Source organism: Bailinhaonella thermotolerans, assembly GCF_003594875.1.
GTDB classification, from domain to species: domain Bacteria; phylum Actinomycetota; class Actinomycetes; order Streptosporangiales; family Streptosporangiaceae; genus Bailinhaonella; species Bailinhaonella thermotolerans.
In genome coordinates this window covers 1-15708 of sequence record NZ_QZEY01000014.1, presented here as the reverse complement: position 1 = coordinate 15708, position 15708 = coordinate 1, and the positions used below count along the sequence as shown (strand labels likewise).

General features: G+C 73.8%; 17 protein-coding genes. 1 reads left to right on the top strand and 16 read right to left on the bottom strand.

Translation table 11 applies throughout. From position 1 onward, the window contains the following. Positions 1 to 24 precede the first annotated feature (24 nt). The 16 genes from D5H75_RS28280 to D5H75_RS28200 form a co-directional block, all read right to left on the bottom strand. On the bottom strand, positions 25 to 1098 hold the full coding sequence (locus D5H75_RS28280; protein WP_202638583.1) for a hypothetical protein: 1074 nt from the start codon (positions 1096 to 1098) through the stop codon (positions 25 to 27). A gap of 56 nt (positions 1099 to 1154) precedes the next feature. Further along, on the bottom strand, positions 1155 to 1925 hold the full coding sequence (locus D5H75_RS28270) for a hypothetical protein (RefSeq protein ID WP_119929612.1): 771 nt from the start codon (positions 1923 to 1925) through the stop codon (positions 1155 to 1157). Between the two features lie 91 nt (positions 1926 to 2016). After that, positions 2017 to 2727 (bottom strand): VIT1/CCC1 transporter family protein, encoded by a 711-nt coding sequence (locus D5H75_RS28265; RefSeq protein ID WP_119929611.1) that lies wholly within the window; start codon positions 2725 to 2727, stop codon positions 2017 to 2019. Between the two features lie 141 nt (positions 2728 to 2868). Beyond that, positions 2869 to 3975, bottom strand: a complete 1107-nt coding sequence (gene lgt / locus D5H75_RS28260; protein WP_119929610.1) for a prolipoprotein diacylglyceryl transferase — start codon at positions 3973 to 3975, stop codon at positions 2869 to 2871. A gap of 26 nt (positions 3976 to 4001) precedes the next feature. Continuing rightward, entirely contained in the window at positions 4002 to 4754 is a 753-nt protein-coding gene (locus D5H75_RS28255) for a DsbA family protein (RefSeq protein ID WP_119929609.1), read from the bottom strand. A 7-nt stretch (positions 4755 to 4761) separates the two neighbouring features. After that, on the bottom strand, positions 4762 to 5274 hold the full coding sequence (locus D5H75_RS28250) for a DoxX family protein (RefSeq protein ID WP_119929608.1): 513 nt from the start codon (positions 5272 to 5274) through the stop codon (positions 4762 to 4764). A 287-nt stretch (positions 5275 to 5561) separates the two neighbouring features. After that, a complete protein-coding gene (trpA, locus tag D5H75_RS28245; protein WP_119929607.1) occupies positions 5562 to 6362 on the bottom strand; it encodes a tryptophan synthase subunit alpha in 801 nt (266 codons plus the stop codon). Between the two features lie 12 nt (positions 6363 to 6374). Continuing rightward, positions 6375 to 7571 (bottom strand): tryptophan synthase subunit beta, encoded by a 1197-nt coding sequence (trpB, locus tag D5H75_RS28240; protein WP_119929606.1) that lies wholly within the window; start codon positions 7569 to 7571, stop codon positions 6375 to 6377. Between the two features lie 30 nt (positions 7572 to 7601). Continuing rightward, entirely contained in the window at positions 7602 to 8414 is an 813-nt protein-coding gene (trpC, locus tag D5H75_RS28235) for an indole-3-glycerol phosphate synthase TrpC (RefSeq protein ID WP_119929763.1), read from the bottom strand. Between the two features lie 293 nt (positions 8415 to 8707). Further along, positions 8708 to 9139 (bottom strand): DUF2752 domain-containing protein, encoded by a 432-nt coding sequence (locus D5H75_RS28230; RefSeq protein WP_242454572.1) that lies wholly within the window; start codon positions 9137 to 9139, stop codon positions 8708 to 8710. A gap of 18 nt (positions 9140 to 9157) precedes the next feature. Then, positions 9158 to 9598: a CD225/dispanin family protein gene (locus D5H75_RS28225; RefSeq protein WP_119929605.1), complete on the bottom strand. Its 441-nt coding sequence runs from the start codon at positions 9596 to 9598 to the stop codon at positions 9158 to 9160. Between the two features lie 140 nt (positions 9599 to 9738). Continuing rightward, positions 9739 to 9939, bottom strand: a complete 201-nt coding sequence (locus tag D5H75_RS28220; protein WP_119929604.1) for an HGxxPAAW family protein — start codon at positions 9937 to 9939, stop codon at positions 9739 to 9741. Beyond that, positions 9940 to 10773 (bottom strand): TIGR02234 family membrane protein, encoded by an 834-nt coding sequence (locus tag D5H75_RS28215; RefSeq protein WP_119929603.1) that lies wholly within the window; start codon positions 10771 to 10773, stop codon positions 9940 to 9942. After that, complete coding sequence (hisI, locus tag D5H75_RS28210; RefSeq protein ID WP_119929602.1) at positions 10770 to 11117, bottom strand: phosphoribosyl-AMP cyclohydrolase; 348 nt, start codon at positions 11115 to 11117, stop codon at positions 10770 to 10772. The genes D5H75_RS28215 and hisI overlap by 4 nt, the downstream gene beginning before the upstream one ends. A gap of 29 nt (positions 11118 to 11146) precedes the next feature. Beyond that, positions 11147 to 12928, bottom strand: a complete 1782-nt coding sequence (locus D5H75_RS28205; protein ID WP_119929601.1) for an ABC transporter ATP-binding protein — start codon at positions 12926 to 12928, stop codon at positions 11147 to 11149. A 61-nt stretch (positions 12929 to 12989) separates the two neighbouring features. Continuing rightward, on the bottom strand, positions 12990 to 14783 hold the full coding sequence (locus tag D5H75_RS28200; RefSeq protein ID WP_242454584.1) for an ABC transporter ATP-binding protein: 1794 nt from the start codon (positions 14781 to 14783) through the stop codon (positions 12990 to 12992). Between the two features lie 165 nt (positions 14784 to 14948). Between D5H75_RS28200 and D5H75_RS28195 the strand changes: the two genes are divergently transcribed. After that, entirely contained in the window at positions 14949 to 15584 is a 636-nt protein-coding gene (locus D5H75_RS28195; RefSeq protein ID WP_202638582.1) for a TIGR03085 family metal-binding protein, read from the top strand. The last annotated feature ends 124 nt before the right edge of the window (positions 15585 to 15708 follow it).

The window sequence follows — 15708 nt, the reverse complement described above, 5'->3', positions numbered from 1 at the left end:
GGGGTCAGCGGTCGTGCGGGGGAATCAGCGGTTGTTGCGGGAGAAGATGAAGCCGCGGCAGCGCTCGGCGGTGGTGGACAGGGCGATCATGTCCTCGCTGGAGTGGATGTTGTTGTTGTCGGCGCGGCCGACCCAGGACAGCAGGACGTAGTGCGAGAACGCCTCCGCGTGGGCCCAGGTCTCGCCCTCCAGCATCCGGTCGTAGGGAGCGGGACCGCGCATCGGGATCACGAAGCCGAGCTTGCCGGGGGCCTTGGCGGTGGGGCCGGGGTCGGGGTCCATGCCCGCGACGAGCCTGTCGCCCCAGGTCTTGTCCTTCATGTTGAACAGCCAGACCTGCGCGACGTACCCGCCCGAGCGGTCCACGTAGTAGCCGTTCAGCACCTGGCTGCAGCCCCCGTCGGCCAGGAGCTCGCGCAGCGCGTCGCCCCAGACCGCCTTGCCGCAGTCGGTCTCGTTCCGGGTCCCCTTGAGCTCCAGGTGGAAGTTCTGGAAGGACGGCTTGCGCGCCTCGTCGTCGAAGACCTCGTCCTCGGTGAGCGGCTCGGGGTCGGCCGAGCGGTCCTCCAGGCGGGAGAAGTAGTCCGAGGACGAGCCCAGGTAGTCGCTGGCGACCGGCCGGCGCTCCTCCTGCTGCGGGCCGGGCGACTGCGGCGGGAGCGCCTGGGAGGCCGAGGGCGACGGGGAGCCCTGCGCCACCCCTCCCCCGCCGTCGCGGCCGAAGACGAAGAAGGCGAGCACGGCGCCCACGATCACCAGCACGAACGCGCCGATGCCCAGGCCGACCCACAGCCCGCTGCCGGAGTTGCGCGGCGGTGGCGGGGGCGGATACCCCCCGGGCGGGCCCGGCGGGCCGTACGGCCCCGCGGGCCCGGACGGTCCCATGGGCCCGGTCGGGCCGGGGTGCGCGGTCGGGCCGGGATGCGCGGGCGGGCCGGGATGCGCGGGCGGGCCGGGCGGTCCGGGGTGGGCGGGCGGGCCCGGCGGGTACGCGGGAGGGTACCCGGGCAGGGGGCCGTACCCGGGGCCCTGGACCGGCGCGTCGCGGTAGGGGCCAGGGCCGTACGGCTGCTGACCGGGGTTCGGGGGCACGCTCACGCCGCCGAAGCCTACCGAGAGGGGATAACACCGAAGTCTCGGGCGTCCCACGGCTCTCAGGAGGACGCCGCCACGATCCGGGCGAACACCGCCTTCTCCGCGCCTCGCACCGCCAGCGACAGCGCCGTCAGGTCGTCGCCCCGGCCCGGCTTGGCCCCGTCCGCGCGGCCGATCCACACCAGCCCGGCGTAGTGCCCCATCACGTGCCCGTCGCCCTCGCTGTACCCGCCGGAGGCGAACGTGGACTCCAGCGGCGCGACCCAGGCCGAGACGTACCGCGTCTTGAGCGTGGTCACCAGCCGCTCGGCCGAGGCGGCGTCCCTGAGGTTGAACAGGCTGTACTGGGCGACGTAGACCCCGTCCTCGGAGACGTACCGGGCCCGGGCCACCTGGGAGCAGTCGGCCTCGGCCAGCGTCTCGGCCATCGCCTCGCCCCGCGCCGCGGCCCGGCAGTCGGCGTCCACGCGCCGGTCCTCCAGCCGGAGGGTGAGCGGCTCGGCCTTCTCCCCCTCCTTGGCGGCCACGCGCGGGTGACTGAGCGTCTTCTTGCCGAAGACCTCCTCGGCCGTGAGCGGCCGCGAGTCCTTGGCCCGGTCCGCGATCGGGCCGAACACGCTCGGCTGCGGCCACGCCCGGTAGACCTTCGGCCCGCCCTGGCCCGGCGCCATCGCCTCGTCCACCGGGCTCGACTTGAGGAAGACCTCGGTGATCGCGGTCAGCGCCAGCGCGACCAGCAGCACGCCGAACGCGCCCACGAACGCCAGGAAGATGTTGAAGCTCCACGTGCGGTCCCGCGCCCGGTCCCGCCTGGGCACCTTGCGCGGCACGGCCGCCGCCGGCGACTCCGGGGAGGACCCCGCGCGCCTGCTCCGTCCGCGACTCCGCGTTCTGTCGGTATTTCTCATGACCTGTCCAGTTTCACAGGCCGTTCCCGATGAGATTGCCCAATCCGTACGTCAGGACGGCCGCGCCCGCGCCCACCGCGAGCTGCCGGAGCCCGCTGAACCACCAGCTCCGGGCCGTCACCCGCGACACCAGCGCGCCCGCCCCGAACAGCCCCAGGCAGGCCACGACCGCCGCCGGCCACAGGCTCGACGCGCCCAGCAGGTACGGCAGCAGCGGCAGGAACGCCCCCACCGCGAACGACAGGAACGACGACCCCGCGGCCAGCAGCGGCGACGGCAGGTCCTTCGGCGACATGCCGAGTTCCTCCCGGGCGTGCACCTCCAGCGCCTTCTCCTCGTTCTGGCCGATCTGCCTGGCCACCTCGGCGGCCAGCGCCGGATCCACCCCGCGCGACTCGTACAGCCGCGCCAGCTCGGCCTGCTCGGCCCTCGGGTGCCGCCGCAGCTCCAGCCGCTCCACCTCGATCTCGGCCTGCGCCAGCTCCCGCTGGGAGGCCACGGAGACGTACTCGCCGCCCGCCATCGAGAACGCCCCGGCCGCGAGCCCGGCCACACCCGCCAGCACGATCAGCCTGCCGTGGGAGGTGCCGCCGGCCATGCCCGCGATCAGCGCGAAGTTCGACACCAGCCCGTCCATCACCCCGAACACGGCCGGCCGCAGCCAGCCCCCGGTGACGTCCTGGTGCTGATGGTGGATCTCGGCCCGCTCAGAGCCCTCGCCCATGCTCGCGCTCCCTCCGCACACGTCCGGTAGACGGCATACCTACCCGCCGCCCGGACCCGCGCGCGTCACGCTCGCCGCGCGGGCCGCCTTCGGCCGGGCCCTCGCCCGGTCCCGGCCCCGCCGCCCCGCCCGCGGGCCCGCCTACTTGTCCGGCGCCGGTACGGCTCGCGCCGCGCCCCCGCCACCGTCCCCGGCCCCGGTCTCCTCGCCGGCCTGCCCCTCGCCGGGCTTCCCGGCGTCCTCGCCCGCCTCGCCGGCCGGGGCCCGCTCCGTGCCCGGAGCGCCGGTCCCGGCGGTGTCCGCCTCGCCGGCGCCGGGCTTGGCGGCGTCCGTCTCGGCGGTGTCCGTCTCGGCGGTGTCCGTCGTCTCGTCGCCGGGCGGCGTGTCGCGGGGCGCCTCGGGGTCGTCCCCCGCGCCGCCCCCGGCGTCCGCGCCCAGCGACTCGGGCGTGGTGCGGCCGGCGGCGACGATGAAGTAGATGATCGCGCCGATGAAGACCAGGAGCGCGGTCCACACGTTCAGGCGCAGGCCCAGGATCTCGTTGGCCGGGTCCACCCGCAGCGCCTCGATCCAGGCGCGGCCCAGGGTGTAGGCGGCGACGTAGAGCGCGAACGCCCGGCCGTGGCGCAGGTGGAACCGCTTGCCCGCCCAGATCACCAGCAGGGCCACCCCGACGTTCCAGATCGACTCGTACAGGAACGTCGGGTGGTAGGTCTCCTGCCCGGGGACCGTGCCGGGCCTGCCCGGGTCGATGCGCAGCGCCCACCAGGTGTTCAGCGGCCCGCCGAAGAGCTCCTGGTTGAACCAGTTGCCCCAGCGGCCGATGGCCTGCCCGAGCGCGATGCCGGGCGCGACCGTGTCGGCGACCGCCGAGAGCGAGATGCCCCGGCGGCGGCAGCCGATCCAGACGCCGACGCCGCCGAGCGCGATGGCCCCCCAGATGCCGAGTCCGCCCTGCCAGATGTACAGCGCCTCGATCGGCCGGTGCACGGCGTCGGCGCCGAAGTAGAGCTGCCAGTCGCTGATGACGTGGTACAGCCGGCCGCCGACCAGGCCGAACGGCACGGCCCAGACGGCCAGGTCGGTGATCGTGCCCGGCTGGCCGCCGCGGGCGCGCCAGCGGCGCTCCCCGAGCCAGACGGCGACGATGACGCCGAGGACGATGCACAGCGCGTAGGCCCGGATGGGGATCACACCGAAGAGGTGCCAGACCCCCTGGGACGGGCTCGGAATCGTGGCGAGGGGCATGTCAGCGAACGTTACCGGCTGCGGGGCTACTTCGTGGCATCGGCGACGGCCTTCTTCAGGCCGTCGGCGGTGAACGCCTGGTTGCCGACGTCCTGACCGTTGATCTTCACGGTCGGGGTGCCCTGGAGCCCGCCGGACTTCTTGAGCTCGTCACTGGCCTTGATGTGCGCCTGCGCGTGGGTCTGGTTGCGCACGCAGCCCTCGAACTCCGCGCCGGTCACGCCCACCTGCTTGCCGTACTCGATGAGCTCGTCGGGCGTGAAGCCCTGCTTGCCCTCGACGGGCTGGTTCTCGTAGAGCTTGTCGTGGTACTGCACCCACTTGTCGCCGGGCACGCACCGCGCCGCGGCGGCGCCGCGCACCGACACCTCGTAGATGGGCTTCTGCGAGGGGTCGAAGATGGTCAGCGGGCGGTAGACGACCTTGGCCTTGCCCTCGGCGGCGAGCTGCTTGAAGGTGGCGCCGTTGACGCGCTCCAGCTCCTTGCAGCCGGGACACTGGAAGTCCTCGTAGATCTCCACGACGGGCTTCTCCACGCCCGGCTTGGCCATGACGACCGAGCCGTCGGGCTGGACGGTCACGGGGGCGAGCCCGCCCGCGTAGGTGCCGGTCTCGTTGCCCTTGCGGGCCATGTAGAAGCCGATGCCGACGACGGCGGCCACGACGACGAGGACGACGAGCGGGACGACGATCTGCCGCTGGCGCTTCGCCCGCCTCTGCTCGCGTTCGCGTTCGGCGCGGACCTTCTCCCGTGCGGACGTGCGCGCGGTCTTGCTCATGGGTCGATTACTCCTTCGGATCGGCGTCCGGTGCGGCGTGGTCGTCGTCGGACGTGTCATCCCGGTCGTCGTCGCTCCGCCCGCCCAGGCCGAGCACGGTGTCCAGCGCCAGCTTCCCCGGCGGCTTGACGGCCACCCACGCGGCCATGGCCAGGAAGGCGACGTCGCGCAGGATGGTCTGGGGGTACTGGGTCTGGCTGGGGTCGATCTGGCCGCCGCCGCCGAAGCAGCCGCAGTCGATCGACAGGCCCCGGGCCCAGGCCGAGGCCACGCCGATGATGAACGCCACCATCAGCAGGCCGGTCACGATGCCGGCGAGGCGTGTGAGCAGTCCGACGATCAGCAGCACCCCGATGACGATCTCGAAAATCGGCAGGCCGTACCCGACGATCTCCGCCGCTCCCTTGGGCAGGAGCTGGTAGGCCTCGACCGCCATGACCGATCTCGCCGGGGCACCGATCTTGTCCCAGCCCGCGATGAGGAGCACGGCGGCGAGGCCGAGCCGGGCGGCGGTCGTCACCCACGGTACAACTCCGTGCGCGTTCGGCAACGGCAACGCGCGCGTCGAGGAACTCACCTGAATCTCGTCTCCTAGCTAGGGCCGCGCCTGGACGGCGCGGCACGGGGCCGCAGCCCAGTTCAGCACACTCAGGCTAAGCGGGGCGTAAGCTCGGCGACCTTTACGCGCCCGCTCAGCCCGTGACCAGCCGATGCGGCCGGACGTACCCGGACGAAGTCCGTACCGGAACAACGCGGACCCCCGCCGCGAGCATCCCGATCACGGGAGGACGGCGGGGGCCGGGGACGTCAGGCGCGGGAGCGGACCCCGGCGGCGAGCTCCTCCGCGAGCGCGGTCACGCCCTTGAGCCCGGTGGCCTCGTCGGGGGCGTCCAGGAGCCTGCGGATGAAGGCCGACCCCACGATCACGCCGTCGGCGTACGCGGCGACCTCGGCGGCCTGGGCCCCGGTCCCGACGCCGAGGCCGACGCAGACCGGCAGGTCCGTGTGCGCCCGGGTCCGGGCGACCAGGCCCTCGGCCGCGGCGCCGACCGAGGCGCGCGCGCCGGTCACGCCCATGAGCGAGGCGGCGTAGACGAAGCCCGAGCAGCACTCGGTGACGGCCGCGATGCGCTCCTCGGTGGAGCTGGGGGCGACCAGGAAGACGGTGTCCAGCCCGGCGCCCGCCGCGGCCTCGCGCCACGGCCCGGCGACCTCGGGCGTGAGGTCGGGGGTGATGACGCCGACGCCGCCCGCCGAGGCGAGCGAGGAGGCGAACCTCTCGGCGCCGTAGCGGTAGACGGGGTTCCAGTACGTCATGACGAGCGTGGCGGCGCCGGTGGCGGCGATGCCCTCGACCGCGCGGAACACGTCGGCGATGCGGGTGCCGTTCACCATGGCCCGGTGCACGGCGTCCTGGATGGTCGGGCCGTCCATCAGCGGGTCGGAGTACGGCAGGCCGACCTCGATGACGTCGCAGCCCGCCTCGACCATGGCGGTCGCGGCGGCGACGCAGCCCTCGGCCGAGGGGAACCCGGCCGGGAGGTAGCCGACCAGCGCGGCCCGTCCCTCGGCGCGCGTCTTCTCGAATACGGTGCTCAGGGAAGTCATCGGCGGGCCCGTCTACAGGTTGAAGTAGGTCATCGCGGTGCCCATGTCCTTGTCACCGCGGCCGGACAGGTTGACCAGGATGGTCGCGTCGGGGCCCAGCTCGCGGCCGAGCTCCAGCACGCCCGCCAGGGCGTGGGAGGACTCGATGGCCGGGATGATGCCCTCGGTGCGGGCCAGCAGCGCGAACGCGTTCATCGCGGCCTCGTCGGTCACCGCGTGATAGGACGCGCGGCCGGAGTCCTTGAGCCAGGCGTGCTCGGGGCCCACGCCGGGGTAGTCGAGGCCGGCGGAGATGGAGTGCGACTCCAGCGTCTGCCCCTCCTCGTCCTGGAGGAGGTAGGTGCGGGCCCCGTGCAGGACGCCGACCGAGCCCTCGGTGAGGGTGGCGGCGTGCTCGCCGGTCTCCACGCCCCGCCCGGCCGCCTCGTAGCCGTGCAGCGCGACCCCGGTGTCGGGGATGAAGGCGGAGAAGATCCCGATCGCGTTGGACCCGCCGCCCACGCAGGCCGCGACGGCGTCCGGCAGCCGGCCGGTGAGGTCGAGGACCTGCTGCCGCGCCTCGACGCCGATGATCCGGGCGAAGTCGCGCACGATGTCGGGGAAGGGGTGCGGCCCGGCGACGGTGCCGAACAGGTAGTGGGTGTGGTCCACGTTGGCGACCCAGTCGCGGAACGCCTCGTTGATGGCGTCCTTCAGGGTGCGGCTGCCGGTCTTGACCGGGATCACCGTCGCGCCGAGCAGCTTCATGCGGGCCACGTTGAGGGCCTGCCGCTCGGTGTCCACCTCGCCCATGTAGATGACGCAGTCGAGCCCGAGCAGGGCGCAGGCGGTGGCGGTGGCCACCCCGTGCTGGCCGGCGCCGGTCTCGGCGATGACCCGGGTCTTGCCCATGCGCTTGGTGAGCAGCGCCTGGCCGAGCACGTTGTTGACCTTGTGGGCCCCGGTGTGGGTGAGGTCCTCGCGCTTGAGCAGGATCCGCGCGCCGCCCGCGTGCTCGGCGAACCGTCGCACCTCGGTGATCGGGGTCGGGCGCCCGGCGTACGAGTGCAGCAGGTGCTGGAACTCGCCCTGGAACTCGGGGTCGTCCTTGATCTCGGCGTAGAGCGCGGCGATCTCGTCGAGCGCCGGGATCAGCGCCTCGGGGACGTACCGCCCGCCGAACCGGCCGAACCGGCCGGCCTCGGCGGGGTTCTCCGATTGAATGGTCACCGGGTCCTCAGTTCTTCTCGTCGCGGCGTGTCAGTCGTTCCGGGACGCCGGGTGGGCGCCCGCCGTAACCAGGTCGACGACGGCCGACCTCGGGTCCTTGCCGGTCACCAGGCTCTCGCCGACGAGCACGGCGTCGGCGCCCGCGCGGGCGTAGGCCAGCAGGTCGTGGGGGCCGCGCACGCCCGACTCGGCGATCTTGATGACGCCTTCGGGGATCTTGGGCGCGAGCCGCCCGAAGGTCTCGCGGTCCACCTTGAGCGTCCTGAGGTCGCGCGCGTTGACGCCGATCACGGTCGCGCCGGCGTCGAGGGCGCGGTCGAGCTCCTCCTCGGTGTGCACCTCGACCAGCGGCACCAGGCCGATCGTCTGCGCCCGCTCGATGAGGGAGACGAGCGCGTTCTGGTCGAGGGCGGCCACGATGAGCAGCGCCAGGTCGGCGCCGTGGGCCCGGGCCTCCCAGAGCTGGTAGGAGGAGACGATGAAGTCCTTGCGCAGGACCGGGATGTCCACGGCCGCGCGCACCTGGGCCAGGTCCTCCAGGCTGCCGCCGAACCGGCGCCGCTCGGTGAGCACGCTGATCACGTGGGCGCCGCCGGCCTCGTAGTCGCTCGCCAGCGCGGCCGGGTCGGCGATCGCCGCCAGCGCGCCCTTGGACGGGCTGGACCGTTTCACCTCGGCGATCACGGAGACGTTGCCCCCGCCGAGGGCGGCCATCACGTCGCGGGGCGCCTCGGCCGCGGCGGCCCGCTCCTTGAGCTGCTCCAGCGGGATCCGGGCCTGCCTCTCGGCGAGGTCCTCCCGCACGCCCTCAAGGATCTGGTCGAGCACGCTGCCCTCCTGCATGTCCCCCCGCTCGATGCCCTCGGTCACGCGCGTCCTCCTCGCCGTCTCGTGTGCCTCCCGATGGTATCGGCCCCCCGCGAGGCAGTACGCCACGGGGGCTGAGCCCGTGCTCCGGGGCCGATCCGGCGTTCCGGAGACGCGCTTCCCCCACGCGCGCCCCCGCCCCCCAGCCGCGCGCCGGGCCACGCCGTACGCCGGAGGGGCCGGGCCGTACACCGGAGGGGCCGGGCCCGCGACGCGAGGGCCGGTCCGCGCGGGGCTCAGGCCGTACGGCGCGGCGGGGCGCGGCGGCGTCAGGGGGCCAGGAACGCGCCGAACGGGAGGTTGCGCACGACCCAGAAGACGATCATGAGCGCGATGAAGGTGAACAGCACCGGCGGGCGCGCGATGGCGGGCCGCCAGCGGGTGCCGCGCAGGGACGCGACGGTCCAGCGGATCCAGGCGTAGGCCACGAACGGGCCCAGCAGGAGGAGGAAGACGTTGAAGCCCGCGGCGGCCGCGACATCGCCATTGGCCAGCGCGTGGGTCATGCGCAGGCCGCCGCAGCCGGGGCAGTAGAGCCCGGTGAGGGCCAGGAAGGGGCAGATCGGGTAGTGCCCGGGGACGCCCGGGTCCACCCGCCCGACGTAGACCACGCCCGCGACGGCCGCGGCGAGCGCCCCGAGGGGCGGCAGCCCGGCCCGGAGCCGGAGTCCGCCGCGCCGCCCGGGAGCTCGTGTGATCACGGCCTCAGTGTATTCCGGCTACGTGGTCGGGAGGCCGGCCACGATGCCGGTCGCGTAGAGGATGATGCCGAGCACGAGGGACACCGCGATGACGGCCCAAGTGATGATCATCCACAGCTTGGCCTTGGCCGAGGCGTCCTGGGCGCCCGCGGCGTCGCCGGACTGCCACTTGCCGTTCACCTGGCTGGCGAAGACCACCGCCACGATGCCCGGGATGATGGCGAGCCAGCCGCAGCACAGGATCGAGATGACCAGCGCCACGATCGAGACGGCCAGGTAGTTGTTCGGCGCGGAGCCGTAGCCGCCGCCGTAACCCGGAGGCGGCGTCCCGTAGCCACCCTGGTCGTAGCCGCCGCCATAACCGCCGCCGTAGCCGCCACCGCCCGGCGGAGGCGGTGGCGGCGGAGCGCCGTACCCGCCCTGGTCCCCATGGCCGCCGGACTGGTAGTCATTACTCATCGCCCACTCCTGTCAGCACTTGTCAGCACTGTCGGTGCCACTCGCGGGGAGCACTCTAGTGGCAGACCAGGGCCGGGAGCGGGAGGCGACGGCCGTTAGTGATCGGATCGGGACAATCCCGGGACCGGCGCCCGGGATTGTCAGGCGCTCTGCTTGCCCCGGGCTGTGACCTGCATGACCTTGCCCACGACGAGGCCGAGGACGATCACGGCCGCGCCGGCTCCGATCCACGCGTAGCTGCCCATGGCCACGCCGACGCCGCTGACGGCGGCGCCGATGAGCACGAGGGCGACGAGGGTCCAGGCGGCGGGGGTGCCGCCGTGGTTGTCATTGCCAGCCATTCACTTTCCCTGTTCGGTCGAGGGTTTGCTCGGTCCGCCCGGCTCCCCGGGCGCGTCCGCGGGATCCGCCGTCGGGTCGGCGCCGCGGTCGATGGCGTCCCACAGGGAGCCCTCCGCGGTACGGCGTGAGCGTTCGCCCCCACCGGATCCCGGGCGATCGTACCGAGCCGACATGCCGGGCCAGGAACCGGCCCTGACGATCGCGAACAACCCTCCCGCCAGCAGCAGCGCCGCCCCCGCGAGGGAGAGGTACGGCCAGGCGGTGTGGCTGACGGCCTCGACCTGGGCCAGGCGCGCCAGCGGGCTGCCGTCGCGCACGACCCGCTCGGCGGCGTCCTCGGACATGCCCCGGAACGTGGAGACCGCCGCGCCCACCCCCGCCAGCGCGATCAGCGCGCCGACGCCGCGCCGCGCGACGCCCCGGGTCGCGAGCAGGGCGACCAGGCCGGCGAGCGCGACCACGGCGGCGGGGGTGACCAGGCCGGCCAGGTCGTCGCCGGTGAGCGCGCGAGCCGCCCCGGGGACGGCCGCCGACAGCCGCACCTCGCTCCAGACCTGGCCGGACGCGCCGAACAGCGCCCCGGCCCCGGCCGCGATCAGGACCAGCCCGGTCCACATCGACCGCCGCCCCGCCGCGGCGGGCGCGCCACTCGGGGACTCGCCGTTCGTGGCCGTCCCGCTTGTGGCCGTCCCGTTCGTGGACGCGCCGTTCGTGGACGCGCCGTTCGTGGACGCGCCGTTCGTGGACGCGCCGCTCTCGGGCGCGCCGCTCTCGGGCGCGCCGCTCTCGGGCGCGCCGCCGGGAGACGCTCCGCCGGTGGGTGCGCCGCTCATGGGTGCGCGATCTCCAGCACGTCGGCGTCGAAGCAGGTGCGGTCGCCGGTGTGGCAGGCCGCCCCCACCTGGTCCACCTTGAGCAGGATCGTGTCGCCGTCGCAGTCCAGGGCCACGTGCCTGACGTGCTGGACGTGCCCGGAGGTGTCGCCCTTGACCCAGTACTCCCCCCGGGAGCGCGACCAGTAGGTCGCGCGGCCGGTGGTCAGGGTGCGGTGCAGCGCCTCGTCGTCCATCCACGCGAGCATGAGCACCTCGCCGGTGTCGTGCTGCTGCACCACCGCGGGCACCAGTCCCTCCGGGTTGCGCTTCAGCCGCCCGGCGATCTTCGGGTCGAGGTTCATGGGTCGATTCTCCCAGCGGGTGGGGTCGGTCAGCCGTGCTGGGAGCGGGTCCACGAGGCGTACAGGTCGGCGTAGACGCCCGGGCGGGCCGCCAGCTCGGCGTGCGGGCCGCGCTGCACGATCCGCCCCTGGTCGAAGACCAGCACCTCGTCGGCGTTCTCGGCGGTGGACAGCCGGTGCGCGATCGAGATCGCCGTACGGCCGCGCGTCACGCCGTCCAGCGCCCGCGCGAGCCGTACCTCCGTGGCGGGGTCCACGGCGGAGGTGGCCTCGTCGAGCAGCAGCAGGTCGGGGTCGGCCAGGTAGGCGCGGGCCAGCGCGACGAGCTGCCGCTCCCCCGCCGACAGGGACTCCCCGCGCTGCCCGACCGGGGTGGCCAGGCCCTGCGGCAGGCCCTCCAGCCAGTCGAGCAGGCCCAGCTCGGTCAGCGCGAGCGTGATGTCCTCGTCGGTGGCCGACGGCCTGCCGTACCGGATGTTCTCGGCCAGGGTGTCGTCGAACAGGAAGCCGTCCTGCGGCACCATCACGATGCGCTCGCGCAGCGAGGCGAACGAGACCTTCCGCAGGTCCACGCCGTCCACGAGGACCGCGCCCGAGACGGGGTCCATGAGACGGGTGAGCAGCTTGGCGAAGGTGGTCTTGCCCGAGCCGGTCTCGCCGACGACGGCCACGCGGGTGCGCGGGGCGATGTCCACGGACACGTCGTGCAGGACGGGCACGCCGCCGGGGTAGGCGAAGCCCACGCGGTCGAAGCGCACCTCGATCGGACCGCGCGGCAGCGTCACGCCGTCCTCGCCCGGGTCGGCGACGTCGGGCGGGGTGTCGAGGACGCCGAGCACGCGCCGCCAGCCGGCGATGGCGTTCTGGGCCTCGTTGAGGACCTCGGTGGCCATCTGGAGCGGGCCGACGAACAGCGTGATCAGGAACAGGAACGCGACCAGCCGCCCGGCGCTGATCTCGCCGCCGATGCCCAGCCACACGCCCAGCAGCACGACGCCCGCGATCGCGACGGCGGCGACGATCTCGGAGATGGAGAACGTGACCGCCACGATGCGCTGGGCGCGGGACTGCGCCTTCTTGTGCGCGTCCACGGTGGCCTCGATGCGGGCCGCCGTGCGCTCCTCCGAGCCGTACGCCCGGATGACGGCGGTGCCGACCACGGACTCGCTGATCGCGGCGAGCATGTCGCCGGCGCGCTCGCGGACGCCGGTGTAGGCCGAGGAGAGCCAGCGCTGCCAGCGGGGCAGCGCGAACGCCAGCGGCACGAAGCAGCCCCAGACGACCAGCGCGAGCTGCCAGGAGTAGACCGCCATCAGCGCGCTGGCGACCAGGAGCTGGCCCAGCGAGACGATGATCATCAGCCCGCCCCACTGCATGAACGTGCTGATCTGGTCCACGTCGCCGGTGACCCGGGAGACGAGGGCGCCGCGCCGTTCGGAGTTCTGGGTGAGGACGGACAGGTCGTGCACGTGGCGGAAGCCCTTGACCCGCAGCGTGGCCAGCCCCGACTCGGTGGAGCGGTACAACCGGACGTTCATCAGGTAGCCGGCGATCGCGGTCAGCACCACCCCGGCCGCGCACAGCAGCACGGCCGTGCGGATGAACGGGATGTCCGGCGTGCCGTCCTTGAGGCCGCGGTCGATGACCTGCTGCACCGCGATGGGCACGATCACCTTGCCCACCGTGGCGACCACGGCGAGCGCGAGCGTGCCGGCGATCCCGGCGCGGAACTCCGGCGACAGCGCCAGGCCGCGCCGCAGGGTCCCCACGGCGGAGCGCTCGGCGACCCCCGCGTCGTTGAGCACGGTCACGCCATGTCCTCCTGTGCCGTCTGTACGGTTGCCACGCCCGCTACCTCGGTGAGAGGGCCGCTCACGCGACCACCTCCTCGCCGAGGCCGGTCAGCGGGGACTCCTCGGCGACGGCGTCGCGCTCGGACTCCTCGCGTTCGTACGCCGTCACCAGGTCGCGGTAACCGGGGCAGCGCCCGAGCAGCTCGGCGTGCGTCCCCCGGTCCACCACCCGGCCCTGCTCGACGTACACGACCTCGTCGGCCAGCGCGATCGTCGCCTTGCGGTAGGCGACGACGACGATCGTGGCCGGGGACTCGGTCAGCCCGGCGAGCATCCGCGCCTCGACCTGCGGGTCCACGCTGGACGTGGAGTCGTCCATGATCAGCAGCCGGGGCTTGCGCACCAGCGCGCGGGCCAGCGCCAGCCGCTGCCGCTGCCCGCCGGACAGGGTCGCGCCGCGCTCCCCCACCCGGGTGTCGAGGCCGTCGGGCAGCGCCTTCACGAACCGCTCGGCCTGGGCCAGCCGCAGCGCCTCCCACACGGTGTCGTCGTCCGCGTCGAGCCCGAGGGCGATGTTGCCGCGCACGGTGTCGTCGAACAGGAACGTCTGCTGCGGCACCAGCGCCGCCGCCCGGCTCACCCCGGTGCGGGCGATCTCGCGCAGGTCCACACCGTCGAGGGCGACCGAGCCGGCGTCCGGGTCGATGAGCCGCACCAGGAGCTGGGTGATCGTGGACTTGCCGGAGCCCGTCGGCCCCACGAGGGCCACCGTGCGGCCCGGGGCCACATCGAAGGAGACGTCCCGCACGACCGGGTTGTCCTTGTCGTACCCGAAGGTCAGGCCGCGCACGTCCAGCCGCGCGGGGCCTTCGGCGGCCAGCTCGCGGTCGCCGTACTCCTGGGAGCCGGTCGCGTCGAGCACGTCGCGCACGCGGCTCCAGCCGACGACGCTGCGGGGCAGTTCCGCCAGCACCCAGCCCAGGGCGCGGATCGGGAACGCCAGCAGCGTGAACAGGTAGGCCACCTCGATCAGCGCGCCGGCGGTGATGGAGCCGTTCTCCAGCCGGATCGAGCCGACCAGCAGCACGGCGAGCACGCCGAGCGTGGGCAGCGCCTCCAGGACCGGGTCGAACATGCCCCGGACGCGGCCGACGCGGATGTTGGCGTCGCGCAGGTTGTGGGCGCGCTCGCGGAAGCGCGCGGTCTCGGCCTCCTCGCGGCCGAGCGTCTTGACGACGAGGGCGCCGTCGAAGCTCTCGTGCGCCGTCTCGCTCACCTCGGCGCGGAGCTGCTGGGCTCGGGTGACCAGCGGCGACAGGCGGCGCTGGTAGGCGAAGTTGAGCAGCGCGATCAGCGGGAACACGCAGAACCCGACCAGCGCCAGCACCGGGTCCGTGAGCAGCATCGCCACGGCGGCCGTGACCAGCATGACGATGACGCCGACGGCCATCGGCAGCGGCGCGAGCGGCGCCCAGGCCGCCTCGGCGTCCGAGCTCGCGTTGGACAGGAGCTGCCCGGTCGGGTGGCGGTGGTGCCAGGCCAGCGGCAGCCGGAGGTACTGGCGGGTCACGCCGCGGCGGGACCTGGCCTGCATCCGGTACTGCATCTCGCCGGCCAGGATGCGGCGGCCCACCACGCCGAGGGCGCGCAGGAGGGCCGTGCCCACGATCAGCACGACGCCCGCGGTGAGCAGGCCGGCGGTGGTCCGGCCCTGGGCGAAGGCGGGGAGCACGACGTTCTCGGTCGCCCAGCCGAGGGCCCGGGCCGAGCCCACGGTCATCACGCCGTAGAGCGCGCTGGCCAGGACCGCGCCGGTGAAGACGAGCGGCTCGCCGCGGATGGCGACGCCGAGGACCCGCATCCCCTGACGCATGACGGCGGTGGTCACCTTGGTCGACACGCGGGGGATGTCCTTTCGTCGGGGGCGCTGCGGCGGCGACCCCGGTTTCCGGAAAGGCCGCCCATAGGGTCTTATCATCAGAACGGCCCCGTCTTATTCCCGTGATCACCCAGTCACCCGGTGGGTAGGATCATGAGCGTGAACCACGCACGCGCCGAACGCGCCGCACTCTGCGACCTGTTCGAGGAGGTCGGGCCCGACGCTCCCACGCTGTGCGAGGGCTGGACCACCTACGATCTGGCCGCCCACCTCGTCCTCCGCGAGGGCCGGCTCGACGCCGCCCCCGGCATCGCCGTCAAGCCCCTCGCCGGCTACACCGCCTCCGTCCAGCGCGGCCTGCGCACGCGTTTCTCCTACGCCGAGCTGGTCGACCAGGTGCGCCAGGGCCCGCCGCGGCTCTCGCCGTACCGGCTGGTGCCGGGGCTGGACGCCGCGGTGAACACGATGGAGTTCTTCGTCCACCACGAGGACGTCCGCCGCGCGCGCCCGGACTGGCAGCCCCGCGTGCTCGACCCCGGCCTGAGCGACCTCCTCTGGAACCGCCTGCGCCTGGGCGGCCGCGCCCTCCTGCGCCGCGTCCCCGCCGGAGCCGTCCTCCGCCGCCCCGACGGGGTCGCGGCCGGCGTCAAGAAGGCCGAGCCCCACGTCGTCATCGAGGGCGAGCCCCAGGAGCTCCTGCTGTACGCCTTCGGCCGCAAGGACCACGCCCGCGTCGACCTGAAGGGCGACGAGGAGGCCATCCGCCGCCTGACCGCGACCCCCCTGAGCCTGTAGAACGACCCCCAGCGCCGGTGTACGGCCGGGGGCGGTCGGTGCCGGGGTATGCGCAGGCGAAGGCCCCCGCTGCCGGGTGGTTCCGGTGGCGGGGGCCTTGGCTGCTGTTCGTGCGGGGTGACCC

Coding starts and splice junctions, on each gene's coding strand:
- D5H75_RS28225 (WP_119929605.1), bottom strand. CDS start 9,598: ATGAGTAATGACTACCAGTCCGGCGGCCATGGGGACCAGGGCGGGTAC.
- trpC (WP_119929763.1), bottom strand. CDS start 8,414: ATGCAGGAGGGCAGCGTGCTCGACCAGATCCTTGAGGGCGTGCGGGAG.
- lgt (WP_119929610.1), bottom strand. CDS start 3,975: ATGCCCCTCGCCACGATTCCGAGCCCGTCCCAGGGGGTCTGGCACCTC.
- D5H75_RS28265 (WP_119929611.1), bottom strand. CDS start 2,727: ATGGGCGAGGGCTCTGAGCGGGCCGAGATCCACCATCAGCACCAGGAC.
- D5H75_RS28220 (WP_119929604.1), bottom strand. CDS start 9,939: ATGGCTGGCAATGACAACCACGGCGGCACCCCCGCCGCCTGGACCCTC.
- hisI (WP_119929602.1), bottom strand. CDS start 11,117: ATGAACCTCGACCCGAAGATCGCCGGGCGGCTGAAGCGCAACCCGGAG.
- D5H75_RS28215 (WP_119929603.1), bottom strand. CDS start 10,773: ATGAGCGGCGCACCCACCGGCGGAGCGTCTCCCGGCGGCGCGCCCGAG.
- D5H75_RS28255 (WP_119929609.1), bottom strand. CDS start 4,754: ATGAGCAAGACCGCGCGCACGTCCGCACGGGAGAAGGTCCGCGCCGAA.
- trpA (WP_119929607.1), bottom strand. CDS start 6,362: ATGACTTCCCTGAGCACCGTATTCGAGAAGACGCGCGCCGAGGGACGG.
- D5H75_RS28200 (WP_242454584.1), bottom strand. CDS start 14,783: ATGCGTCAGGGGATGCGGGTCCTCGGCGTCGCCATCCGCGGCGAGCCG.